The 23,957-nt window shown below is 66.2% G+C and carries 23 protein-coding genes; 9 read left to right on the plus strand and 14 right to left on the minus strand.

Annotated elements, in window-relative coordinates; translation table 11 throughout:
* Nucleotides 1–47: 47 nt before the first annotated feature.
* Nucleotides 48–446, minus strand: coding sequence for a PsiF family protein (locus P7F68_RS05955; protein ID WP_002931518.1), 399 nt, complete (start codon nucleotides 444–446; stop codon nucleotides 48–50).
* A gap of 141 nt (nucleotides 447–587) precedes the next feature.
* Here P7F68_RS05955 and P7F68_RS05960 point away from each other — a divergent pair, with 141 nt between their 5' ends.
* Nucleotides 588–941: a RidA family protein gene (locus P7F68_RS05960; RefSeq protein ID WP_002931516.1), complete on the plus strand. Its 354-nt coding sequence runs from the start codon at nucleotides 588–590 to the stop codon at nucleotides 939–941.
* A gap of 155 nt (nucleotides 942–1,096) precedes the next feature.
* A complete protein-coding gene (locus tag P7F68_RS05965; protein ID WP_002931515.1) occupies nucleotides 1,097–4,978 on the plus strand; it encodes a DUF3683 domain-containing protein in 3,882 nt (1,293 codons plus the stop codon).
* Between the two features lie 67 nt (nucleotides 4,979–5,045).
* Here P7F68_RS05965 and P7F68_RS05970 read toward each other — a convergent pair whose 3' ends face one another.
* The 4 genes from P7F68_RS05970 to pyrE are packed head-to-tail and all read right to left on the minus strand — an operon-like array spanning nucleotide 5,046 to nucleotide 9,265.
* Entirely contained in the window at nucleotides 5,046–5,831 is a 786-nt protein-coding gene (locus tag P7F68_RS05970; protein ID WP_002939857.1) for an NAD-dependent deacylase, read from the minus strand.
* Complete coding sequence (locus P7F68_RS05975) at nucleotides 5,828–7,909, minus strand: molybdopterin-containing oxidoreductase family protein (RefSeq protein ID WP_277831491.1); 2,082 nt, start codon at nucleotides 7,907–7,909, stop codon at nucleotides 5,828–5,830. Before P7F68_RS05975 ends, P7F68_RS05970 begins: the two co-directional genes overlap by 4 nt.
* A 38-nt stretch (nucleotides 7,910–7,947) precedes the next feature.
* Entirely contained in the window at nucleotides 7,948–8,640 is a 693-nt protein-coding gene (locus tag P7F68_RS05980; RefSeq protein WP_037982718.1) for a hypothetical protein, read from the minus strand.
* On the minus strand, nucleotides 8,621–9,265 hold the full coding sequence (pyrE, locus tag P7F68_RS05985) for an orotate phosphoribosyltransferase (RefSeq protein WP_002931511.1): 645 nt from the start codon (nucleotides 9,263–9,265) through the stop codon (nucleotides 8,621–8,623). The genes P7F68_RS05980 and pyrE overlap by 20 nt, the downstream gene beginning before the upstream one ends.
* 41 nt (nucleotides 9,266–9,306) lie before the next feature.
* On the opposite strand from pyrE, the gene P7F68_RS05990 reads away from it, so the two are divergent.
* Nucleotides 9,307–10,089 carry an exodeoxyribonuclease III gene (locus tag P7F68_RS05990; protein ID WP_277831499.1) on the plus strand — a complete coding sequence of 261 codons (783 nt, stop codon included), beginning with the start codon at nucleotides 9,307–9,309 and terminating at the stop codon, nucleotides 10,087–10,089.
* A 12-nt stretch (nucleotides 10,090–10,101) separates the two neighbouring features.
* Here P7F68_RS05990 and rquA read toward each other — a convergent pair whose 3' ends face one another.
* The gene (gene rquA / locus P7F68_RS05995) at nucleotides 10,102–10,806 is read right to left on the minus strand and encodes a rhodoquinone biosynthesis methyltransferase RquA (RefSeq protein WP_277831501.1); all 705 of its coding nucleotides are present in this window, start codon (nucleotides 10,804–10,806) and stop codon (nucleotides 10,102–10,104) included.
* Nucleotides 10,807–11,075: 269 nt separating this feature from the next.
* On the opposite strand from rquA, the gene P7F68_RS06000 reads away from it, so the two are divergent.
* From P7F68_RS06000 to P7F68_RS06010, 3 genes are read left to right on the plus strand one after another with little or no spacing between them, the layout of a single operon-like run.
* Nucleotides 11,076–11,387: an ElaB/YgaM/YqjD family protein gene (locus tag P7F68_RS06000; protein ID WP_002931507.1), complete on the plus strand. Its 312-nt coding sequence runs from the start codon at nucleotides 11,076–11,078 to the stop codon at nucleotides 11,385–11,387.
* A gap of 11 nt (nucleotides 11,388–11,398) precedes the next feature.
* On the plus strand, nucleotides 11,399–11,791 hold the full coding sequence (locus P7F68_RS06005) for a phage holin family protein (RefSeq protein WP_002931506.1): 393 nt from the start codon (nucleotides 11,399–11,401) through the stop codon (nucleotides 11,789–11,791).
* 7 nt (nucleotides 11,792–11,798) lie between these two features.
* Nucleotides 11,799–12,203: a YqjK family protein gene (locus P7F68_RS06010; protein WP_002939868.1), complete on the plus strand. Its 405-nt coding sequence runs from the start codon at nucleotides 11,799–11,801 to the stop codon at nucleotides 12,201–12,203.
* Here the strand turns inward: P7F68_RS06010 and P7F68_RS06015 are convergent.
* Both P7F68_RS06015 and upp read right to left on the minus strand, forming a co-directional pair.
* Nucleotides 12,136–13,383, minus strand: coding sequence for a uracil-xanthine permease family protein (locus tag P7F68_RS06015; protein WP_270068578.1), 1,248 nt, complete (start codon nucleotides 13,381–13,383; stop codon nucleotides 12,136–12,138). The two genes, P7F68_RS06010 and P7F68_RS06015, sit on opposite strands and share 68 nt — an antisense overlap.
* Before the next feature lie 106 nt (nucleotides 13,384–13,489).
* A complete protein-coding gene (gene upp / locus P7F68_RS06020; RefSeq protein WP_002931503.1) occupies nucleotides 13,490–14,122 on the minus strand; it encodes a uracil phosphoribosyltransferase in 633 nt (210 codons plus the stop codon).
* A 135-nt stretch (nucleotides 14,123–14,257) separates the two neighbouring features.
* Here upp and P7F68_RS06025 point away from each other — a divergent pair, with 135 nt between their 5' ends.
* Together P7F68_RS06025 and P7F68_RS06030 are read left to right on the plus strand one after the other, a co-directional pair.
* A complete protein-coding gene (locus tag P7F68_RS06025) occupies nucleotides 14,258–14,815 on the plus strand; it encodes a hypoxanthine-guanine phosphoribosyltransferase (protein ID WP_002931502.1) in 558 nt (185 codons plus the stop codon).
* Between the two features lie 21 nt (nucleotides 14,816–14,836).
* On the plus strand, nucleotides 14,837–15,184 hold the full coding sequence (locus P7F68_RS06030) for a DUF1840 domain-containing protein (RefSeq protein WP_002939873.1): 348 nt from the start codon (nucleotides 14,837–14,839) through the stop codon (nucleotides 15,182–15,184).
* 8 nt (nucleotides 15,185–15,192) lie between these two features.
* Here P7F68_RS06030 and P7F68_RS06035 read toward each other — a convergent pair whose 3' ends face one another.
* Entirely contained in the window at nucleotides 15,193–16,365 is a 1,173-nt protein-coding gene (locus tag P7F68_RS06035; RefSeq protein WP_198291788.1) for an alpha-hydroxy acid oxidase, read from the minus strand.
* Between the two features lie 149 nt (nucleotides 16,366–16,514).
* Here P7F68_RS06035 and P7F68_RS06040 point away from each other — a divergent pair, with 149 nt between their 5' ends.
* The gene (locus tag P7F68_RS06040) at nucleotides 16,515–16,910 is read left to right on the plus strand and encodes a putative zinc-binding protein (RefSeq protein ID WP_277831513.1); all 396 of its coding nucleotides are present in this window, start codon (nucleotides 16,515–16,517) and stop codon (nucleotides 16,908–16,910) included.
* Here P7F68_RS06040 and P7F68_RS06045 read toward each other — a convergent pair.
* From P7F68_RS06045 to P7F68_RS06065, 5 genes are all read right to left on the minus strand, one after another.
* Nucleotides 16,899–17,486: an NADPH-dependent FMN reductase gene (locus tag P7F68_RS06045; protein ID WP_002939882.1), complete on the minus strand. Its 588-nt coding sequence runs from the start codon at nucleotides 17,484–17,486 to the stop codon at nucleotides 16,899–16,901. The genes P7F68_RS06040 and P7F68_RS06045 overlap by 12 nt on opposite strands.
* Nucleotides 17,487–17,569: 83 nt before the next feature.
* The gene (locus P7F68_RS06050; protein WP_277831516.1) at nucleotides 17,570–18,211 is read right to left on the minus strand and encodes a cytochrome b/b6 domain-containing protein; all 642 of its coding nucleotides are present in this window, start codon (nucleotides 18,209–18,211) and stop codon (nucleotides 17,570–17,572) included.
* A 1-nt stretch (nucleotide 18,212) separates the two neighbouring features.
* Nucleotides 18,213–19,808 (minus strand): tetrathionate reductase family octaheme c-type cytochrome, encoded by a 1,596-nt coding sequence (locus P7F68_RS06055; protein WP_277831518.1) that lies wholly within the window; start codon nucleotides 19,806–19,808, stop codon nucleotides 18,213–18,215.
* A gap of 88 nt (nucleotides 19,809–19,896) precedes the next feature.
* The gene (locus P7F68_RS06060; protein ID WP_277831520.1) at nucleotides 19,897–22,719 is read right to left on the minus strand and encodes a bacteriohemerythrin; all 2,823 of its coding nucleotides are present in this window, start codon (nucleotides 22,717–22,719) and stop codon (nucleotides 19,897–19,899) included.
* A 131-nt stretch (nucleotides 22,720–22,850) separates the two neighbouring features.
* Nucleotides 22,851–23,855: an adenosine deaminase gene (locus tag P7F68_RS06065; protein WP_277831523.1), complete on the minus strand. Its 1,005-nt coding sequence runs from the start codon at nucleotides 23,853–23,855 to the stop codon at nucleotides 22,851–22,853.
* Between the last annotated feature and the right edge of the window lie 102 nt (nucleotides 23,856–23,957).

Below are 23,957 nucleotides of genomic sequence, written 5' to 3' on the forward strand. Positions count from 1 at the left end.
GCGTCGCCCTGGCGGCACTGCGCCGGCGCAAGGCCGGCGCCCCGCGCTCACCCCTTCATGCACTCGCTGACGAAGGCCTTGCGCTTGGCCCCCTTGAGCGATTGCTCGGTTGCGGCCTGATTGCAGGCCTGGGTGCGCGCTTTTTCATCCACCGCCTCACCCGTTGCAGCCAGGGGCGCGCCCGAGCGCTCCACGGCCGCCTCATCACCAAGCGCCGGCTTGGCAGCCGGCGCCGCGGCGGACTCGGCATCCTCAGCGGCCGGACCGTGCCGACCCTTCAGGCAAGTGCTCATGAAGGCCTTGCGCTCATCACCCTTGAGCGCCTGCTCCTTGGCCTCGGCATTGCACCGCTTCATGCGTTCGTGCTGCGGATTGGCCATTGCCTCACCGACACTCAGGGACGTCAGGGCCAGGGCAACCAGGCCGGCAGAGAGAAGAGTCTTCATGGACAACGCTCCATAGTTGTACGCGAAATGCGTGCCATGATTCTGCGTTTGTCATATGCCTATGTCAATATCGGCGCTCAGCGAGCGCCCTCACCCGGGCTCGCATATACTTTGAGTTTGGCCAACTCAGCCGGGAGCCCTATGTCCGACATCGAACGCCACGGCGTCACCGCCCGCTATGCCGACGCCGTCATCTACGGCGACGTGATCCACCTCGTCGAGGTCCCGAGCAGTACCGGGCCGATCGAACAGCAGACCCGGGAGATCCTCGACAGTCTGGAGCGCCAGCTCAGCGCACATGGCAGCGACCGCTCGCGCATCCTGACGGCAACGATCTACATCACCGACCTTGCGGACGTAGCAGGCATGAACGCTGTGTGGGAGGCCTGGCTTCCAGCGGGCTCAGCACCCTCGCGCGCATGCGTCAGGGTCGCGGGCCTGGTCGATCCGGGCTGGCGCATCGAGATCGCACTCAGTGCTGCGCGCAAGCCTTGAAACAGCCACCACGATCCCGAGCCGCGGGGCGCGACGGGCTTGTCCACCCGCGTGCCGCTAAGCCACTTCAGCGATAAGGTCTTGTTTTTTGCTGCATGGTGCACTGCGGTTCGCTAGAATCTAAGGCCCCCTGCAGCAGCCCCTCCGGTAGCCCCATGACCCAACGCCTGCGCGAAATCCCCTATAACTACACCTCGTTCTCCGACCGCGAGATCATCATCCGGCTGCTCGGCACCGATGCCTGGGCCGTGCTCGACGAACTGCGTGCCGAGCGCGTCACGGGCCGCTCGGCGCGAATGCTCTACGAGGTCCTGGGTGACATCTGGGTCGTTCGTCGCAACCCCTATCTCGAAGACGACCTGCTCACCAGCCGGGAGCGGCGCGAGGCACTCATCGGCGCGCTCAACCATCGCCTGACCGAGGTCGACAAGCGCCGCCAGGGCAACGACCGCGTGGCGATGCTGATCGCGCGCGGCCGTGAAGCCGTGGCCGACTTCGAGCGCTGGTTCGACGATACCGCACGCCGGCGCAAGGCCGTGCTCAAGGCGCTGTCCAGGCACACCCGGCGCGACAACATCTGCTTCGACGGCCACGCCCGTGTCTCGCATGTCACCGATGCCACCGACTGGCGCGTCGAGTACCCCTTTGTGGTGCTCTACCCCGACACCGAAGAGGAAATGGCGCCGCTGGTGCGCGAATGCATCGCCCAGGGCCTGACCATCATCCCGCGCGGGGGCGGCACCGGCTACACCGGCGGCGCAGTGCCGCTCGACGCCAACTCGGTGGTCATCAACACCGAGAAGCTGATTTCCATCGGCACGGTCGAGGAGCTGACCCTTCCCGATGCCGACGGTCAGCCGATGGCCACGCCCTACGCCACCATCCGTACCGGCGCCGGCGTGGTCACCGAGCGCGTCTCCGAAGCCGCGGGGCTGGCGGGCCGCGTGTTCGCGGTCGACCCGACCTCGGCCAGCGCGTCCTGTGTGGGCGGCAACATCGCCATGAACGCCGGCGGCAAGAAGGCCGTGCTGTGGGGCACTGCGCTCGACAACCTGGCGTGGTGGAAGATGGTCACGCCCGACGGCAACTGGCTTGAAGTCGAACGCCTCGATCACAATTTCGGCAAGATCCACGAGCAGCACACCGCGCGCTTTCGCCTGCGCCGCTTCGACGGTCTCAGCTACAGGCCGCTGGGCGAAGAGCTGCTTTCGATGCCAGGCGCGCACTGCCGCAAGGACGGCCTGGGCAAGGACGTCACCGACAAGTTCCTGGGCGGCATTCCCGGGGTGCAGAAGGAAGGCACGGACGGTCTGATCGTCGCCGCCCGCTGGGTACTGCACAAGATGCCACCTGTCACCCGCACCGTGTGCCTGGAGTTCTTCGGCCAGGTGCGCGAGGCGGTGCCGGCCATCGTCGAAATCACCGACTACTTCAAACCGGGCGGCGCCGGCAACGCTGCCGGCGTGCTGCTGGCCGGCCTCGAGCACCTCGACGAACGCTACGTCAAGGCCGTCGGTTACGCCACCAAGGCCAAGCGCCATGGCCGTCCGAAGATGGTGCTGATCGGCGACATCGTCGGCTTCGACGAGAACGCGGTGATGAGCGCCGCCTCCGAGGTCGTGCGCATGACCAACAGCCGCGGCGCCGAAGGCTTCATCGCCGTCAGCCCCGAGCAGCGCAAGCGTTTCTGGCTGGAACGCAGCCGTACCGCGGCCATCTCGCGCCACACCAACGCGTTCAAGATCAACGAAGACGTGGTGATCCCGCTGCCGCGCATGGGCGAGTACTGCGACGGCATCGAGCGCATCAACATCGAACTGTCGACGCAGAACAAGATCCAGCTCTGCGACGCTCTCACCGAGTTCCTCGGCGGCGAACTGCCGCTTGACGTGAAGGACGCGGAGGTCGACAGCGACACCCTGATCGCCGACCACCGCGCCCAGGCGCTGGAACAGGTCGCCAAGGTGCGCCAGCGCTGGCAGTGGCTGCTCGACAACCTCGACATGCCGCTGGCCGAGGCCGAGCGCCACTTCGAGGCCTATGGCATCGAAGCCGCCGAGCTATCGAATCGCGCCGCCAACCCTGTGCTGTTCCACCGCCTCCAGGACTACTCGATTCGCGTGTCGTGGAAGACCGAACTGCGCCCGCTGCTCGAGCAGATCTTCGACGGCGCCCTGTTCGCCCGTATCCTCGCGCGCATCACCGAGATCCACCGCGAAATCCTGCGCGGTCGCGTCTTCGTCGCCCTGCACATGCATGCCGGCGACGGCAACGTGCATACCAACCTGCCGGTCAACTCCGACCACTACGAGATGCTGCAGACCGCCAACCGCGCGGTCGACCGCATCATGGCGCTGGCACGCAGCCTGGACGGCGTGATCTCCGGCGAGCACGGCATCGGCATCACCAAGCTCGACTACCTCACCGACGAGGAGATGGCGAGCTTCTGGGACTACAAGGCCAAGGTCGACCCGGACGGTCGATTCAACCGCGGCAAGCTCATGCGCAAGGGCCCGATCAAGGGCAACCTCGACAACGCCTACACCCCCAGCTTCAACCTGATGGGCCATGAGTCCATCATCATGGAGCAGACCGACGTTGGCGACATCGCCCACGACATCAAGGACTGTCTGCGCTGCGGCAAGTGCAAGCCGGTGTGCTCGACCCACGTGCCGCGGGCCAACCTGCTTTACTCCCCGCGCAACAAGATCCTGTCCACCTCGCTGCTGATCGAAGCCTTCCTTTACGAGGAACAGACCCGCCGTGGCGTATCGCTCGCGCACTGGGCCGAGTTCGAGGACGTGGCCGACCATTGCACGATCTGCCACAAGTGCGAGAAACCCTGTCCGGTGGACATCGACTTCGGCGACGTGTCGATCAAGATGCGCAACCTGCTGCGCAAGCAGGGCAAGAAGTCCTTCAACCCGGGCAAGGCCGCGGCGATGGCCTTCCTCACCATCAAGGATCCGGCGACCATCAAGGCGATGCGCGTCGGCATGATGGACTGGGGCTACAAGGCGCAGCGCTGGGCGCATGAGATGGGCAAGAAGTTCGGCCTCATCCAGCCGCAGGTGAAGACGCCGCCGGCCACGCTCGGCAAGGCGCCGATCAAGGCCCAGGTGATCCATTTCATCAACAAGCCGATGCCCGGCAACCTGCCCAAGAAGACCAGCCGCGCGCTGCTCGACATCGAGGACGACAAGGTCATCCCGGTGATCCGCGACCCGCAGAAGGCCAATGGCGACTCCGAGGCCGTGTTCTACTTCCCGGGCTGTGGCTCGGAGCGCCTGTTCAGCCAGGTGGGTCTCGCGACCCAGGCCATGCTCTACCACGTCGGCGCGCACACCGTGCTGCCGCCGGGCTACCTGTGCTGCGGGTATCCGCAGACCGCGGCCGGCGAAGAGGACAAGGGCCAGAAGATCACCACCGACAACCGCGTGCTCTTCCACCGCGTCGCCAACACGCTGAACTACCTCGACATCAAGACCGTGATCGTGTCCTGCGGCACCTGCATGGACCAGCTGCAGAAATACGAATTCGAGAAGATCTTCCCCGGCTGCCGCCTGCTCGACATCCACGAGTACCTGATGGAAAAGGGCGTCAGGCTCGAAGGCGTGAGTGGCGTGAAGTACATGTACCACGAGCCCTGCCACACGCCGATGAAGGTGCATTCCGGCATCAAGGTCGCCAACGAACTGATGGGCACGCGTGTCGACCTGTCCGACCGCTGCTGCGGTGAGTCCGGCACCCTGGCGGTGGCACGGCCGGACATCTCGACCCAGGTGCGCTTCCGCAAGCAGGAGGAGATCGAGAAGGGCGCCGCCAAGCTGCGTGGTGACGACCCGAACGCAAAGGTGAAGATGCTGACCTCCTGCCCGAGCTGCCTGCAGGGCATGCACCGCTACGCCAACGATGCGGGCGGCATCGAACCCGACTACATCGTGGTGGAGTTGGCCAAACACTTGCTGGGCGAGAACTGGTTGCCCGACTACGTCGCCAAGGCCAACAACGGCGGGATCGAGCGCGTGCTGCTCTAGGACAAACCAGGAAAGGAACGGACGGGCCGGGTGGGCGCGAGCCTCCCGGCCCGTTCCGCGTCCTGGCTCAGCCCTCGGCGGGCTCGCACGGGCGCATGCGCCGCCACAGTTCCGGCAGGGCTTCCGCGGCCCGCATGCGCAGGCGATGGGTAACGATGGCGCTGACCTCGGTATCGCCCGGATTGATCTCCACCGTAGGCACGCCCATGCGCCAGGCGTGCACCACCGGCCCCGCGATGTAGGGGAAGACGCTGGTCGTACCGATCGACACCACCAGATCGAGCCCATGCATCACCAGGGCCTCAAGCCGCTGCACCGCGCCTGTCGGCAGCGCCTCGCCGAAGAGCACGACATCGGGCCGCATCACGCCGCCACAAACCGGGCAGGCGGGTGGAATCTGCATGCCCTCGAAATCAGGCAGGCTGCGCGCGTGCGGGCACTCGGTGCAGCGCAGGCGGTGCAGGTTGCCGTGGATCTCGATCAGGTTGCGCGAACCCGCCAGGCGATGAAAGCCATCGACGTTCTGGGTCAGCACCCATACCCCGCCACGCTCGCGCTCGAGCGCGGCAATGATGTCATGGGCGACGTTGGGCCGCGCGCCACGGCAACTGGCCTCGATCTCGGCCAGGTATTTCCAGGTCAGCGCCGGTCGGGCAGCCATCATCTGGCCCGACAGCGCCTGCTCGATGCTCAGGCCATCCTCGGTAAGGCGCTCGTGGTAGAGACCGCCGATGCCGCGATAGGTCGGCAGCCCCGAATCTGCCGAGATCCCGGCACCGGTGATGAAGAGCACGCGCTGCGCTTCGGCAAGGCAGCCGGCGACGGCATCGAGCGCGTCCTCATGTGACCTCATGCGCAAGACACCTCCACCAGGCAATCGTAGAAGATCGGCCCGCCGCCCATGTCGGTGGCCGTGGACGCCGTCACCGCGTTAGCGTTGTTGCCGTCGCCGGACAGCTTGTGCCACCACACCGAGGGACTGACCACGACCCCCGGCCTGACCCCGGTCGTCACCACGGCGCGCGCATGGAATTCGCCGCGGTCATTATGGATGCGTAAGCGCTGACCGTCGCCGATTCCGCGCCCAGCGGCATCATCGGGGTGGATCTGGAGGACGGGACCGCCCTGCTCGTCGCGGAAGCGCGGCAGGTTGGCGAAGCTGCTGTTGAGAAAGTTGCGTGCCGGTGGCGTGATCAGGGCCAGCGGGTAGCGCGCCGCCAGCGCGGGATTGCTGACCACTGATTCGGCAGGCGGATGCCAGGCCGGCAAGGGGTCGAGCCCGAGGCCGGCAAGCAAGCCGGAATGGAACTCGCAGCGCCCCGACGGCGTACGAAAGCCGCCATTGGCGAACGGCACGAAGGGGCTCGCAAGGTTCAGTCTCGCCCAGCCGTGTTCGGCAAGCTGTTCGGGTGCGAGGCCGCGGGCACGCTCATCGTCTTGCCGGAAAGCCCTGGCGGCGATGCTGTCGTCGGACTCGAACAGAGCTGGATGGGCAAGCCCGAGGCGCGCCGCCAACAGGCGGAAGACCTCGGTGTTGGGCTTGGCCTCGCCCAGAGGTGCAATCGCCGGCATGTTCGCCACCACGTTGAGATGGCCGTAGCTGGTATGGACATCGCGATGCTCCAGCTGGCTCGTCGCCGGCAGCAGGATATCGGCATAGTCGGCAGTATCGGTCTGGAACAGCTCGTGAACGACGCAGAACAGGTCCTCGCGCGCGAAGCCGGCCTTCACCCGGTTACTGTCGGGCGCCACTGCCACCGGGTTGGCGTTGTAGACATACAGCGCCCGGATCGGTGGATCGGTGGCCTCGAGCAGCGCCTCGCCGATGAAGGCCATATTGACGGTGCGCGGCGGTCGCCCAGCGGCATGGGGATAAAGGTCGGGGCGCGCCAACGCATGGCCATCGACGGGATAGTTGCCCGAGGTCGACAGCAGGGCACCGCCCGCTGCATGACGCCAGGCCCCTGTGAGCGCAGGCAGGCAGGCGATATTGCGCACCGCCATGCCGCCGCCGGCGCAGCGGTTCAGGCCGTAGTTCAGCCGGATCAGGCTCGGTGTGGTCGAACCATACTCGCGTGCGAGGTCGCGGATCACGCTGGCGTCCAGCCCGGTCAGCGGTGCCGCCCATTCAGGCGTGAATGCACGCACGCGCTCGGCAAGCGCATCGAAGCCCAGGGTATGACGGGCGATGTAGTCGTGGTCGAGCCGGTCCTCCGCGATCAGCACCTGCATCATCGCCAGCGCGAGCGCACCATCGGTGCCGGGCCAGGGTGCGAGATGGACATCGCACTTGGCGGCAGTCTCCGAGCGCCGTGGATCGATGCACACCAGTTTGGCGCCACGCCGCCGCGCCTCCTGGATATGGCGCCAGCCATGCAGGTTGGACACCACCGGATTGCCGCCCCAGATCAGGATCAGCCTTGCGTCGGCGATCGCTTCCGGGTCCGTCCCGATCGAGGCCCCCACCGTCGCCTTCCAGCCCAATGCCCCCGCGGAGGCGCAGATCGTACGGTCGAGCAGCGACGCGCCAAGGCGATGGAAGAAGCGGCGATCGAGGCTTTCCCCCTGTACCAGGCCCATAGTGCCGGCATAGCTGTAGGGCAGGATCGAGCGTGGATCGTCCGCAGCGATGGCGCGAAAGCGTGCGGCGATGGTGTCGAGCGCCTCATCCCAGGAGATGCGCTCGAAACGCCCCTCCCCCTTGCGCCCGACCCGCTTCATCGGATGCAGCAAGCGTTGCTCGGAGTACACACGCTCGAGGTAGTGCGCCACCTTCGTGCATAGCACACCATCGGTGAAAGGCATGTCGGCAGCACCACGCACCTTGATGGCGCGTGCCCCCGACACGGTGACCTCCATCGCACAGGTATCGGGACAGTCATGCGGGCAAGCCGCACGCACGCGTGTTTCGGTGGCACCACCAGGAAGCATGCTGGACCTCGTTTTGCGACAACAGGCCGCGCCAACCCTCAGTCGTTCGAGCCTGGCACCACGCCCCTGCCATTGCGGGACACACCATTGGCAGAGGGCGCCCCCATCAACTCAACGTAGCGCTGCCGATGCTCCTCGAAGCGGTCGAGCACGGCGCTGCGCTCGCGCAACTTGGCGGCGATCACGCGCGACTGCGTGATGATCTCGCTATCCAGCGTGCGGATGTCTTCCTCGAGGCTGGCGGCAACCGCGCTGTCGTCGGTCTGGGTCGCATCCGAGATCAGTGCGCTCTGGCGCTTGACGAGTTCCGACTCGCGCTCGCGCAGTTCCCGGATGCTGCGGTCGAGATCGCGCAGTTCGCGGTCGCGCCGGCTATCGAGGTCGTCCAGACTGCGATAGGTTTCGAGCAGCGCCTGATCCAGGCGCAACTGGCGCTGGCGATCGGCCTCTGCAGCGCGGTGCTGGCGCTCGACCTCGGCACGGCGGGCGATCTCCTCCGGCGTCAAGGGCGCGGCTACCACGCGCCGCACCACGCCCGAAGGGCTCATCTCGCGATACGCCCGGCCATAGCAGGCTGCAGGCAGGATATCGCCGCACACCGGTTGGCCACCGACGTCGCAGCAATAGATCGTACGCCCGCCCGCCTGCGCTACGGACGCTCCCGGCACTCCGGCGAGGACGAGCGCGCAAGCGAGCAAGACGAGACCTGTCTCAGCGCGACGCGATTCCATACAAGTCCCGATAGGCCTTGACCGCATCCAGGTTCGCGGCCAGTTCGGGGCTGCCGGCAAGGTAGCCGATCAGGTCCTCGAGTGTCGCCACCGCAATGACAGGAATGCCGAAGGTTTCGCGCACTTCCTCGACGGCGGACAGCGCGGTCTTGCCGCGCTCCATGCGGTCGAGCGCAATGACGACGCCAGCCGGCGTCGCACCGGCAGCACGGATCAGTTCCACCGACTCACGCACCGACGTCCCCGCAGAAATGACGTCATCGAGGATCAGCACGCGGCCCTTGAGCGGCGCGCCGATGAGCGTTCCGCCCTCGCCGTGATCCTTCGCCTCCTTGCGGTTGAACGCGAACGGCAGGTCGACACCCTCCTCGGCGAGCCGGATCGCCGTGCCGGCCACGAGCGGGATGCCCTTGTAGGCAGGGCCGAACAGCATGTCGCAGGCGACGCCCGAGGCGCGAATCGTACGCGCATAGAATCCGCACAGCTCGCGAAAGGACACACCGTCGTCGAACAGGCCGGCGTTGAAGAAGTAAGGCGAGTTGCGCCCCGCCTTGGTGACGAAGGCGCCGAAGCGCAACACCCCCTTGCGGCAGGCGAGTTCGATGAAATCCCGGCTAAAATCCACGTTCTTCTGGCTGCCACGCAGCGTCATTCATAGAACCGCCCATGTTACGCATCATCTCACTCAACCTCAACGGCATCCGCTCGGCAGCGACCAAGGGGCTCTTCGACTGGCTCCCGGACCAGCAGGCGGACCTCGTCTGCCTGCAGGAGCTCAAGGCTCAGGCGGGCGACCTGAGCGACGCAATGCGGGCGCCGGCGGGGCTCAAGGGCTGGTTCCACCACGCCGAGAAGAAGGGCTACAGCGGCGTCGGCATCTACAGCCGCCACGCACCAGACCGTGTCATCGAAGGCCTGGGCATCGCCGACATCGACGCCGAGGGTCGCTTCCTGCAGCTGGACTTCGGCAAACTCTCCGTGGTGTCGCTCTACCTGCCATCAGGCTCGAGTTCGGAGGAACGCCTGCAAATCAAGTTCGCCTTCATGGAACGCTTCCTTCCCCATATGGCGACGCTGTTCGCCAGCGGCCAGGAGGTGGTGGTGTGCGGGGACTGGAACATCGCCCACCGCGAGATCGACCTCAGGAACTGGAAATCGAACCAGAAGAACTCCGGCTTTCTGCCCGAGGAACGCGCCTGGCTCAGCCGCCTGTTCGACGAGCAGGGTTGGGTGGACGTCTATCGCCGTCTGTACCCCGAGGCCACCGACGACTGCTACACCTGGTGGTCGAATCGCGGCCAGGCGTGGGCGAAGAACGTGGGCTGGCGCCTCGACTACCAGATCTCCACTCCGGAGTTGGCCGCCGCGGCCCTGAACGCCTCGGTCTACAAAGCACAGCGCTTCTCCGACCACGCCCCGCTGACGATCGACTACGACTGGTCTCTGTAGAGACCGCGACCGTCACTCCGAAACCTGGCGCCGGGTGGCGACGACGAGCTGATACAGCCCGCCGAAGCAGGTTTGCTTGCGCCATTCAAAGTCGGACGCCGCCTCAGCCAGGGATTCGATGGGTGTGTCGAGCAGCGACTGCGCAAACGGTTCGAGCCAGCGGAACACCAGGCCCATGAGCGGCCGCAGGGGGTGCCAGGCACTGGCGCGATGGTAGTCCACGAATACGACCCGCCCGCCCGGCCTAACCGCAGCCAACAGATTGGCCACGATCAGCCGGCGCTCGCGCGCCGGCACCTCATGCAGCAGGAAGAAGCAGCACGCCGCGTCGAAACACGCATCCTGCCGCTGGGTGAGATCGGCCACGCGTGCCTCGGCCTGCGGCAGGCCGACCAGCTTGCGGCGCACGTTATCAACCTGGATCGGCGCTACATCGAGGACCGTGAGACGGCCTTGCTCCCCCACCCGACGCGCCAGCATCGGCGAGAAGCCTCCATACACGCACGCGGCCTGTAGCACCGTTTCGCCGGGCACAAACTGCGCAACCGCCCACCGCATGAGGCGGGCCGCGTTACCCCACAGGATCGCCGACACGACCGGCGAGCGATCGAGCCAGGGCACGGTGCGCGGATCGAGATAAGCCCAGGAGTACGTCCGGCTGAGATAGTCGGGCAGCACCTCGACGGGCTGAGTGGCAATGTCGGACGAAGGAGGCATATCGATCTTGGTCTGTGATGGCAGCCGGGTAGGGGCGCTCGGCGCTGCAAGGGTCCGCCAGTCCCTCCACTGCAGCGACGGCCCTGAATCGCAAGCCGGCGTCTGACCTGATGCTACACGAATTGCTGCGACGCAACACCGCCGCATTCGACATGGCATGTGCGCCACGGGCTAGGGAAATTGCCATTACCCCGCAATCGGTCTAGCCTTGACGACGAAACCTTCGATCGTCCGCCATTGTCGTAGTCACTCAACTTCAGGAGGCCATCATGAGCACGACCACAGACACATCCAAGGACAAGCTGATCGAGGACCTCAGAACCCTCATCAACGACGCCGAAGAGCTCCTCGAACTGACCGCAGATGACGCCAAGGGCAAGGCAGCCGATGTCCATGGCCGCCTCGGCGCACGACTGACGCTCGCCAAAGAGCGCCTCAAGGATGCCGAAGACGCCATCGTCGACACCGGGCGCAAGGCGGCGCGTGCCACTGACGACTACGTACATGAGAAGCCCTGGCAGGCGGTGGGCATTGCCGCAGGCGTCGCCTTCCTGCTCGGCCTGCTTTCGAGCCGGCGCTAAGGCACGGCGCCATGGCCGAGCCACGTCGACCGCGCCTGGCCGAAACCCTGCGCGGCGCAATCGATGCCGGGCTGCAGACGGTGCAGACCCGGCTCGAACTACTGACGGTCGAGCTGCAGGAAGAAAAGCTGCGACTGAGCGCAGTGGCGCTCAACATCGTGCTATGCGGCCTGCTGCTCGGCTTCGGCCTGGTTTTCCTGCTCATCTTCCTCACCGTGCTGTTCTGGGAGGAACACCGCCTGCTGGCGCTCGGCGTGGCCACTGCGGCATGCCTGGGCGGCGGCCTGCTCGCCGCCACCAACGCCGCACGCGAACTGCGCCGCGGTAGCCAGCTGTTTGCCGCCAGCCTGGCCGAACTCAAGCGCGACCGCCAGGCAGTCCAGCGGCGCGACGAGGACGCCTGATCTTGTCATGAGGACGGATCCACGCACGCTCGAACTCGCACTGCGCAAGCAACGCCTGCAGTTGCGCGCCGCCAGCCAACGCGCAGACCTGTCCTGGCGGCTGGAGGGTGTCGACGCCACCCTCGACCGCGTCGACGGTGTGCGCGAACACTTCGCATGGGCCAAGGAACAGGCCCCGCTGCTGTCGCTCGGCGCCCTCGCCCTGCTCGCCGCCCGCCCCCGCCTCAGCCTGCGCATTGCCAAGCGCGCCTGGTTGGGCTGGCTGCTCTACAAGCGCCTGCGCGGCACACCGGCCGCGCTGCTACCGGTGCTTGCGCCGGCGCTTCGGCTGGTGCTTCGTGCGCTCAAGCGCGCCCTTGGCGATTCGGCAGGATCAGGTTCAACACCACGGCGACAACGCCGCACAGGCTGACGCCCTGCAGCGTGAGGCCGTCGAAGTTCAGCGCCAGGCCACCGATCCCCATCACCAGCACCGCGGAGACGATCACCAGGTTGCGCGGCTCGTCGAGGTCGGTACGCGCCTTGATCAGGGTGTTCAGGCCCACGCTCGCCACCGAGCCGAACATCAGCATCATGATGCCGCCCATCACCGGCACCGGAATCGAGGCCAGCAGCGCATTGAACTTGCCGAAGAAGGCCAGGATGATGGCCAGCACCGCAGCCCAGGTCATGATCGCCGGGTTGTAGTTCTTGGTCAGCGTGACCGCGCCGGTCACCTCGGAGTAGGTGGTGATCGGCGGCCCGCCGATCAGGCCGGAGAACAACACGCCTACGCCGTCACCGGCCAGCGTGCGATGCAGGCCGGGCTTCTCGGTGTAGTCCTTGCCGGTCACGCCGCCGATCGCGAGCACGTCGCCAACGTGCTCGATCGCCGGTGCCAGCGCAACCGGCAGCATGAAGAGGATGGCCGCCAGCTCGAAGCTCGGCGCCACGAACTGCGGCATTGCAAACCAGGGGGCTGCCGCCACCACGCCGAAATCCACCAGTCCGAACAGGATCGCCGCCACATAGCCGGCGCCGACGCCGCACAGGATGGGCACCAGCTTGAGGAAGCCGCGCGCGAACACGGCGACGATGACCGTCACCCCGAAGGCGATCGCCGCCACCGTCATTGCCGTCGCGTAGGGTACGAGTTCGATCTTGCCGTCGCCCGAGCGCCCCATTGCCATGTTCACGCCCACCGCCGCCAGCGACAGGCCGATGATCATGATGATCGGCCCCACCACCACCGGCGGCATGTAGCGGTGCACGATCTCGGCGCCGTGCCTCCACACCACCCCGGCGAAGAGGAAGTACATCAGCGACACGCAGGCGAGCGCACCCATGGTCGCCGGCAGCCCCCAGGTCTGGATGCTGAAGATGATCGGCGCGATGAAGGCAAAGCTCGAACCCAGGAAAATCGGCACCTGGCGCCCGGTGATGAGCTGGAACAGCAGGGTACCGACCCCGGCGCCTAGCAACGCAAGCGCCGGGTTGAGCCCGGTGAGCAGTGGCACGAGCACGAGCGCGCCGAAGGCGACGAACAGGATCTGGGCGCCTGAGATGGCCTGCCGCCACAGCGGATCGGCCGACTGGATGGGAATTTCACGCATGGAGGTTCTCCGCCGGACGTTCGCAGCAAACGCGCCGCGCCGCCGGCATGGTTGTCGTTATGGATGAAACGGCGATGACGGACGGCACCGGAGCGCCGCCGGGCGTTCAGTTGTGCCGGGTGCCGAAGATCTTGTCACCGGCATCGCCCAGCCCGGGGATGATGTAGCCGTGCTCGTTGAGGTGGCTGTCGATGCTCGCGGTGTAGATATCCACATCCGGATGCTGCGCGTTCATCAGCGCAATCCCCTCGGGCGCAGCCACCAGCACGAGCGCACGTACATGGGCACAGCCATTGCGCTTGAGCATGTCGACGGTCGCCACCATCGAGCCGCCGGTGGCGAGCATCGGGTCGATGATCAACGCCATGCGCTCATCGAGCTGGCCGACGAACTTCTCGAAGTAGGGCGCTGGCTGCAGCGTCTCCTCGTTGCGCGCGATGCCGACCACGCTCACCTTGGCACTCGGCACCATGTCGAGCACGCCGTCGAGCATGCCCAGGCCGGCGCGCAGGATGGGCACCACAGTGACCTTCTTGCCCTTGATCTGCTCGATCTTCACCGGCCCGGCCCAGCCCTGAATCTCCACGTCCTCGAGCGGGAAGTCCTTGCACGCCTCGTAGGCGAGCAAGCGTGCGATCTCGGCAGTCAGTTCGCGAAACTTCTTGGTGCTGATGTCCGCCTCGCGCATCAGGCCGATCTTGTGGCGCACGAGGGGATGGCGGATTTCGTGGATGGGCATGGCAGCATTCCAGGCAAGGGCGGAGACCCGCACCTTTTACCGCGGCGCAGGAGCGCGCACAAGCGTCCACGCGTGGTCGGCGCTAAAATGCGCGACCGGCCAGCCGATCGGTCACCGCCCACCAGGACCCCGAACATGTCTCTCGACCTCGAACAAATCAAGCGCGCCCGCGAAGAAGCCGACTGCCTGGCCGACGACGCCACCGTCGAAGCTGCACTCGACCGCATGGCAGCGGAGATCACCGCCCGCCTGGGGGAGCGCAACCCACTCGTTTACGCGGTGATGAATGGCGGCCTGATTCTCGCCGGTCGCATCCTGCCGCGCCTGCCCTTCCCGCTCGAAGTCGCCTACCTCCACGCCACCCGCTACGGCCACGCACTGCAGGGCACGCTGCTCGACTGGCGCGTACGCCCCACCCAGGACCTGCGTGGCCGCACCGTGCTGGTACTCGACGACATCCTCGACGAAGGCCACACGCTCAAGGCCATCATCGAGCACCTGCAGGAAGAAGGCGCCGCCGAGGTGCTGTCCGCCGTGCTGGTGCACAAGCTCCACGACCGCAAGGCTACGCCCGGCATGCGCGCCGACTTCACCGGCCTCGACATCGCCGACCGCTTCCTGTTCGGCTGCGGCATGGACTACAAGGGTTACTGGCGCAACGCGCCCGGCATCTACGCGGTCAAGGGTCTGTAAAACATCAGGAGAACGGATTCCATGCTGGTCACCTTCAAGTCCAATGCCAGTGCCGACGTGATCATGTTCGGCGACATCGCCAAGCGGCTCATCACCCTCCTCGGCAAGGACCCCGACGACGGCAAGGGCATCGTCACCGTCGATCAGATCCCCGAAGCCATCGCCCGCCTCAAGGCCGCGATCGAAGAGGACCGCCAGCGCCAGGCCGAACTCGAGCGCCGACGCACCGAGGACGATGACGAAGCCGACAAGGAAGCCGGCCGCAGCGGCATGAACGCCCCGGTCGGCCTCGCCCAACGCGCCTGGCCCCTGCTCAACATGCTGGAAGAGTCACTGCGCGAGGACACCCCCGTGGTGTGGGGCGTGTAGCACCGGCCTCAGCCGCGCCCGACGTAGCGCCCGTCCACCTCACGCATCTGCGCACAGCCGATCAGGCCGAGGGTGCGCGCCATTTCGCTGCGCAAGATCTCCACCGCCCGTGCAGCGCCGCCATGGCCGGCCGCCGCCAGGCCGTAGAGCGTCGCCCTGCCCGACATCGCGGCATCCGCACCCAGTGCGCGTGCCTTGACGAAATCGCTGCCGCGGCGAAAGCCGCTGTCGACGATCACCGTCATGTCGGGCCCCACCGCCTCGCGCACCGCGGCCAGCATCTCGATCGGGGCCGGCACGGTATCGAGCTGGCGCCCGCCGTGGTTGCTCACCACCACGCCATCCGCCCCGGCGTCGCGCGCGCGCAATGCGTCCTCGGGCATCAGGACGCCCTTCACCAACAGCTTGCGCGGCCACAGTGCACGCAGCCAGCGCACATCGTCCCAGGTCAGCGAGGTATCCATCTGCGCCGCAAGCCAGGTCGCCGCATTGCGCGCACTGTCCATGCCCGCAGGCAAGTTGCCCAGGTTGCGAAAGCGCGGCATGCCGCGCGGCACCAGCACGTCCCACACCCAGCGCGGATGCCTGGCCACATCGATGAGGTTGCACAGGTTCAGCTTCATCGGTGCGCGGTAATTGCGCCGGTCCCACTCGCGGTTGCCGAACACCGAAGCGTCGGTGGTAAGCACGATCGCCTCCGAGCCCGCAAGTTCAGCGCGCTTCACCACCGCAGCAACGTTGTCGCGGTCCTTGAACGGGTAGATCTGCATCCAGTGCCGCACCCCGGTAGCAACGATGTCCTCGAGGGCGACGGTCGACACCATGCTCTGACAGAAGGGGATCCCGGCCGCATGCGCAACCTCGGCCAGCACCCGGTCGCCCCCATCCGCAAGCAAACCGTTGAAACCGGTTGGCGCGATCACCATCGGCAGCGCACTGTCCTGGCCGAACAAGGGCACGGCAAGCTCACGCTGCGACACATCGACCAGGGTGCGCGGCAACCACAGCACCTCATCCAACGCCTTGCGGTTGCGCGACAGCGTGATCTCGTCATCGGCACCGCCCTCGAGATACTCGAGGCAGAAGTTCGGTAGCCGGCGTGCAGCCATTGCGCGCAACTCGGCGATGCTCTGAGCGCGGGCGGGGTTGGTGCCATGGTGGAAGCGGCGTCTGCAGGACACGTGTGGACTCGGCTCAATGCGTTGCGGGACGGCGCATTCTAACGGCTGAGCGGAGAGCGCCCGCAGTGGCTCGGCGCTGACGCCGCGCCCATCGGGCCGAAGCGGGGTAAACTGGCGGCTTCCGTCACCAGCACCTGCGAGGCTCCGCCATGGCCGGGCGCAAGAAGGACCTGCCCCTCGTCTACTCCTGTTCCGGCTGCTCCAGTGCCGCGCAGATGGCGAACCACGTCGCGCTGCGCCTGGACCGCGAAGGCGAGGCCGAGATGTCCTGCATCGCCGGGGTCGGCGGCAACGTACCGCACCTGGTGCGGATCGCGCAGTCCGGCCGCCCCATCCTCGCCATCGACGGCTGCGCACTCGAATGCACCCGCAGCAGTCTGGCCCAGCGTGGCGTGCAACCCGCTCGCCACATGCTGCTCAATGAACAGGGCGTCAAGAAACGCTACGCCAGCGATTTCGATGCGGACGAGGCCGAGCGCGTTTTGCAGCAGGCTCGACAGCTGCTGCAGGCGCTGCGGGAAGCGGACATGGGTTCAGGCGCGTAGCCGGCGCGCGCAGTCGGCCAGCGCAACCGCCAGCGCCTCGAGCATCGCCTGTTGCGCGCCATCCTTCAGCCGTCCGTCCTCGCCCACCGCATCGCCCGCCTTGGCGACCGCGAGCTGCTGCGGGATCACCTGCATGCCGAGATAGCCGAGGATGTCGCGCACATGGAAGAGCACGCGCATCCCGCCCAGCGCGCCCGGCGAGCTGCCCACCACCGCGGCCGCTCGTCCTGCGTACACCGCGCCGCCCGAGCGCGCGCGGTCCGCAGGATTGGGGCGCGAGCACCAGTCGAGCGTGTTCTTCAGCAGCGGCGTGACCGAGCCGTTGTACTCGGGATTCACCACCAGCAGGCCATCGCTCGCATGCAGGATGTGCTGAAGACGCACGATGCAGTCCGGCAGCCCTTGTGCCACCTCGAGGTCGCCATCGTAGAGCGGCGCCGGATAGTCGGCGAGCTCGACATGCTCGACTTCGGCACCGGCCGCCTGCAAGGCCTGTACGCAGGCGAAGGCGACACGACGGGACAGGGCCTCGGCACGGCGGCTGCCGGCCATCACGACGATGCGGGGGGGCTTCATCGGCGGACACTCCTCTGGGCTTGGGGAGACCATTAGACCTCATCCAAGGCAAAAGTTGGCCTGCTCAAACCGCCTCCACCGCCTCAGTGGCGGGCGGGTGCGGCCGGCTTGGCGGTGGCGCCGCCCTCGTCGTGCACGTCCTCCCAGCCGGTGATCATCGCCTTGATGTGGGCGAGCGGTGTGTGTCCGGCGGTGGCCAGATACACGTGGATGATCAGGAAAGCCAGCATCAGGAAGGCCCCCAGGGTGTGCAGCTGCGCCACCTGCTGCAGGCCGAGGCCATCGGGCATCAGCGGCTGCAGCCGCCCCCAGAACAGGTAGACCAGCCCCGAGACCCACACCAGCGGATTGATGAGCAGTTTCACACCGAGGTAGGCGATGCGCTGCAGCGGGTTGTGCTTGCGCTCGACCGTCACCTTGTAGGGGTGAGGCGCGCCGATGAAGATGCCGTAGGCGTAGTACTTCACCATGCGGTCGATATTGCTCAGCGTCGGTACGTAGTGCTTCCACTGCCCGGTGGTGAAGTGCCAGAAGATCGCCAGGACCCACAACCCAATCAGCAGCCAGGCAGCCAGCTCGTGCACTTCGACAGCGGTGCGGAAATCGAGCAGCCCATGGCTGCCGTGGATGGCGAAACCGGTGACCAGCAGCGTGATGATCAGCGCCGCCTGCATCCAGTGCCAGAAGCGCTCGAAGCGCGTGAACAGGTAGATGCGCTCGCTCATGTCAGTGCTCCTTGCGCTTGTTGCGGGTCAGGAAGCGCAGTCCGCCGTGGCCGATCGCACCAAGCAGCATCAAGCCAGCAAGGCCGAAACCGAAAGTGTCCAGCATCGCGTTGCGGTCGCGACCCGGCATCCACACTCCGGGCACCCCGGCGAGCCGCCCGTCGTTGGCGTGGCACTGGGCGCAGTCGAGCGCCTTGTCCTTGGGCGCGACCATGTGGGTGATCGGCCACAGCATGGAGGTCTCCACGAAGTCGAACTTGCCGCTGTAGGGCTGGCCGGTTGCGTCCGCACCGGCCTGAAGCGCCTTGGGCCAGTCGAAGTTGTACCAGAAGGCGGTGTCGTCCGGCGTCGCGGTGTGCGGCACGAGCAGAGTCAGGTGCTCGGTGTCATAAGGTTGCTTGCCGTGGAAGGTCTTGACCGGCCAGATGCGTGCATCGGACGCCCCAGGGGTGCCATGGAAGGTGTTGATCGCCACCCGGGTGGCGGGGTCGATGCGGGTATCGGGCTGGGTGTAGCTCACCTGGCCGTTGAACCACAGGTAGTCGGGCTGCACGTTCTCGCCGAGCACGAAATCGCCCTTCTTGCTGTCGTAGATGACGTGTCCCCTGTCGTCCTTGAGCTGGAAGGGCTTGCCCTCAGGTGTCAGCTTGCCGGCAGTGGACCAGTCCCAGCCCATCTTGGTGGGCACGCCACCGCGCGCAAACTCGGGGATGTGGCAGGTCTGGCAGGCCAGCGTGCGGGTATGGTCGTTGAGGCGCTCCGAGTGCTGGAAGTCACCCTTGTGCGGTCGGTCGCCATGGCAGGCCTGGCAGGTCGCGGGATTGCGGTCGGTCTTCTCGCCTCGCATGATCGCGCCGTGCGGGTCGGCGCCGGTCATGCTGATGCGGCTGCCGGCGACGGCATGCTTGTCCGTCTTGTGACAGCTCGCACAGGTGAAGTTGAGCCCGTCCGCCGCCATGTGCACGTCGAGCGCCTTGTCGGGCTTGTTGAGCGAGGAGTCAAGGTCGCCATGCTTGACGCCGTCGCCACCGCCGCCGAAGTAATGGCAGGCGCCGCAGGTGCGCCGCGAGGTGGCGCCGATGCTCTGTGCCACGCTGGCAAGATCGGTGGCCTCGACGAACTTGCCGGACTTGGGCGGGAACTCGATGCGCTCGTACGGTGGATGACCAGCGAAGCCGGCCAGCTTGCGGTAAGCGCCGGTGTTGTGACAAGCCAGGCAATCGACCTTGTTCTCGGCCGTGAAGTCAAAGGTCTCGTCCTTCCAGCCATAGCCGATATGACAGGACTGGCAGAAGGCCTCGTTCGAACGGTCGCCGATGCAGAAACCGTTTAGCATGGTCTTCTTGCCCAGCTTCTGGCCGGTGTCGGGATTGACGTACTCCCAGGTCCAGTGGCGTGTGGCCATGACCTGCTTTGCGGCTTCGGTGTGACAGGCGAGACAGGCCGCGGTGACCTCCTCACCCGACTTGAAGGGCCCCTGCAACGCCTTGAACTTGCTGTGATCAGCGGTGCCGGTGGACGCGATGGCCAGCGTGGCAAGCAGCAGCAGGCAGAAGCCCGCCAGCAGGCTGGCAACTCGGTTGGGTCGGACGCTCATGTCAGCACTCCGTGATCCGGGTCATCGAGCCATCAGTCTAACGCTCACCCCTATTTCAGTTTTTGATAATTATCTAAACAACACGTGATCATGGCAGCGCTCGCCAATCGGGCGCAGGCTTCCAACTGCGGATCCAGTCCGACACACTCGCCGCAGGCATCGGACGCGCGATTCCATAGCCCTGGCCTACATCGCAGCCCAGATCAAGCAGCACCGCACCCTGGCGGACAGTCTCCACCCCCTCTGCAACGGGCGTACGACGGAACGCCCGCGCAAGCCCCAATACGCCCTCGAGGATGGCGCGATCCTCCGAATCATCGAGCATGCCGCGCACGAAGCTGCGATCGATCTTGAGCGTTCCGGCCGGTAGCCGCTTCAGATAGGTCAGGGACGAGTAGCCGGTACCGAAATCATCGAGTGCGAAGCCGACCCCAAGCGCAGCACATTCACCCATCACCCGGATGACCAGCTCAATATCCTGCAGCGCACTCGACTCTAGTATCTCCAGTTCCAGCCAATCGGGAGGCACGCTCGAATGGCGCGCCAGCGCCTGCTCGAGTGCCGCGACGAAGCCAGGGTGTTGCAGCTGGCTGGCGCTCACATTAACGCTCACCGGCAATTCGAGCCCACCGCAGCGCCAGGCTGCCATCTGTGCGAGCGCCGTGTCGATCACCCAGTTGCCCAGCTCGAGCTCGAGCGGCTGCTCCTCTATCAGTGGCAGAAAATCGAGCGGCGGAACCAAGCGGCCGTCTGGGTGCTGCCAGCGGATCAGCGCCTCGAGGCCTAGCACCTCGCCGCTGCGCATATTGACCTTGGGCTGGTAAAACAGCACGAACTCGCCATCGGCCAGCGCCCTTGCCAGGCGGGCGAGGCTCTCGTGCCGTCCGCGCAGCGCACGGTCGCGGTCAACGTCGAACAGGTGGTAGCGGCTCTTGCCGGCGAGTTTGGCCTGGTACATCGCCTGGTCCGCCTGGCGCAGCAACTGGTCCGCGTCGATCGGCTCGGGCTGGGGGTAGAAAGTCACGCCCAGGCTCGCCGACACGCGCAAGGCGTAGCCGTCGTCGATCATCTCGGCGGCTGCGGCCTCGAGCAGGCGCCCGATCATCGGCAGGCAGGCATCGGGTCCGGGCAGATCGATGAGTACGGCCACGAACTCGTCGCCCCCCAGCCGAGCCAGGGTGTCCGTCTCGCGCAGGGCACGGCGCATGCGCTCGGCAATCGCCACCAGCAGGCGGTCGCCGGCGTCATGCCCATGGCGGTCATTGACCGCCTTGAAGCCATCAAGATCGAGGTAGGCGATCGCAAGCGTCGTCTCCCTCCGATGCGCGCTGGCCATTGCCTGCTGTAATCGGTCTGCCAGCAACACACGATTGGGCAGGCTGGTCAGCGCATCGTAGTGCGCGATACGCTCCAGCTGGCGCTGCTGGGCTTTCTGCTGGGTAACGTCGCGCACCGTGCCCTGAACGACGGTCTGGCCGCCAATCTCCGTGCGCGTCAGCGTCACCGTGCAAGTCAGCTCGCGCCCATCCAGTCGCCGATGGACCCACTCTCCGGACCAGACGCCGGCACGCAAGGTGTGGGCGATCAGCTCCCGCGCAGCCTCCGCAGACGCACGCCCATCCGGCTGAAAAGGCGGCGACACGTCGCCCGGCGTCATCGTCAGCAGCTGCTCGAGGTCACGCGCCCCGAATAGCGCAATCATCGCCGGATTCCCCGCCTGGAAACGCCAGTCGGGCGGAGCGACGATCATCAATGCGTCATGCGACTGCTCGAACAGGCGCCGGTAGCGCTGCTCACTGTCACGCAGAGCCTCGGCGACCGCGCAACGCTGGCGCAAGCTCACTAGCAGGTTGGCAAACAGCTTGAGAAGCTCGCTCTCGTCCTGGCCAAAGCTACGCCAGTCCTGAACGGAATCGAAGCCCACGAAACCAAGACAGTCCCTGCCATCCAACAACGGAGCGGTGAGCAGACTACGGATGCCCTGCGCCTCGAGCAAAGCGCGACCGCAGCCCGAGGGGAGGTCGGATACATCCGGCACCACCAGGGGCTCTCCTGCACGATGCGCCACAACCCAATCCGGGTTAAGACTGAGAGGCAACCGCTGCAACTCAGCAATCATCGGCGCCACGCCGGGGGCGCACCATTCGAAGGTGTTAGTGGCAGTCTGATCGACGAAGTCGTAGTCGAATACATAGGCGCGGTCGGCGGCGAAGAAGCCCGACATTTCGGCAAGCGCCTCCGCGATGGCGTTGTCCATGCGTTCAAGCGGCAGATTGACGAAGGAAATCGCGAGCCGGAGGATCAGGTTCCGGTAAGCCTGCTGGCGCTCCAGCGCGACGTCGGACTGGCGGTGCGCAGCCAGTTCGCGGATGAGACTCACGGTATTGTGCGAGTGCGCGGCATACATCTCGAGGATGATGTCGGTCAGCGCTCGGGCCGTACCGCTCATCTGTTCGCGCGCCCAGGCGTGGGCTGACTCGCCGGCCATCCCGCGCTGCCTGGCGCGCACGACAAGGGCCATGTAGCGATCAGCCTGCAGGATGTGCGCAGCGAGCCAGCGCACGAGGAATTCCAGTGTCTCGCTCGCGACCGCATCGACGCGGGAGGCGGCGAGCTCGCCGCGCAGACGGCACACCTCCTCGACGAAGGACTGATGTGTCTCGCGATGCTGGGCTTCTGCAGGCTCATCGGCAAGGCAATCGTGCCATACCGCCTCCTCGTACTCGAAGTGCTGCACGGCGTAGTCCGCCAGCGCGTCGAACACCTGCAGCATCGAGTCCACCGTTGCCGACAGCGCAACCTTGCCCGCGAGGCGGTTCAGCAGCTCGACCAGGCGGCGGTGCTGCGCGTCGATTCCCGCGATCCCGGTGTCGAAGTTCGAATGCCACGGAAAGATGTCGATCGACCGCATGCGCGCGCTCAGTGCCTTATGGGTAGGCCCCCTCGGCGGACCGTCGGCCCATTATATGTAGGCACTCGGACGTGCTTCCGTGACCAATTCCCGCGTGCTCGACTTCACCTCGCACGAATCGTCAGCCTCATTCAAGCCGGCATCGCGTCCAGCCGCAGCAGCCAGGGCGTACGCAAGGACTCCGGCACGAAGCTCGCTTCCAGGCTGTTGCGGGCGATGCGCTTGAGCTGCGCGCGGCTCAGGCCCAGCGCACGCGCGGTGTCGATGAAGTTGCGCGCGATGTAGCCGCCGAAATAGGCCGGGTCGTCGGAGTTGATCGTCACCTTCAAGCCGGCCTCAAGAAGCCGCTTCAGGTTGTGCTGCGCGAGATCGGGAAACACGCACAGCTTGACGTTCGACAGCGGGCATACCGTCAGCGCAACCTGCTCGCGCACCAGGCGTTCGACCAGCGCGGGGTCTTCGGCACAACGCACGCCATGGTCGATGCGCTCGACCTTCAGCACGTCGAGCGCGTCCACGATGTAGGCCGGCGGTCCCTCCTCACCCGCGTGCGCCACGATGTGCAGGCCCAACTCACGGCAGCGTGCGAACAGGCGCGCGAACTTGGCCGGAGGGTGTCCGCGCTCTGACGAATCGAGGCCGACGCCGTGGATGCGGGCGAGCTGCGGCAAGGCCTGCTCGAGGGTTGCGAAGCCCTCGTCCTCGCTCAGATGACGCAGGAAGCAGAGGATGAGCCGCGAACTGATCCCCCAGCGCACCTGGGCCTCGGCGCAGGCACGCTCCAGGCCATCCACGACGGTGGCAAAGGCGACACCGCGTGCGGTATGGGTCTGCGGGTCGAAGAACAGTTCGGCATGCACCACGCCATCGGCATGGGCGCGCTCGAAGTAGGCCAATGCGAGTTCGAAGAAGTCGCGCTCATGGATCAGCGCGGCCGCGCCGGCGTAGTAGAGATCGAGAAAGCTCTGCAGGTCGGTAAAGGCATAAGCCGCGCGAGTCTCTTCCACGCTCTTCCACGGCAGGGCCACACCGTTGCGGCGGGCAAGCTCGAACATCATCTCCGGCTCCAGCGTGCCTTCGATGTGTACGTGCAACTCGGCCTTGGGCAGGCTGCAAACGAAATGCTCCAGGTCCATGACGCCCTCCGTGCTGATACCTGCATGCTAGTCCCAATCGGGCAGCTACGCCTGCAACAGCTCGAGCGCGTCAGCGGCTGCGCCGGGTGCGTACGCGCCCAG

It is taken from the genome of Thauera mechernichensis, from assembly GCF_029588855.1.
GTDB classification, from domain to species: Bacteria; Pseudomonadota; Gammaproteobacteria; order Burkholderiales; family Rhodocyclaceae; genus Thauera; species Thauera mechernichensis.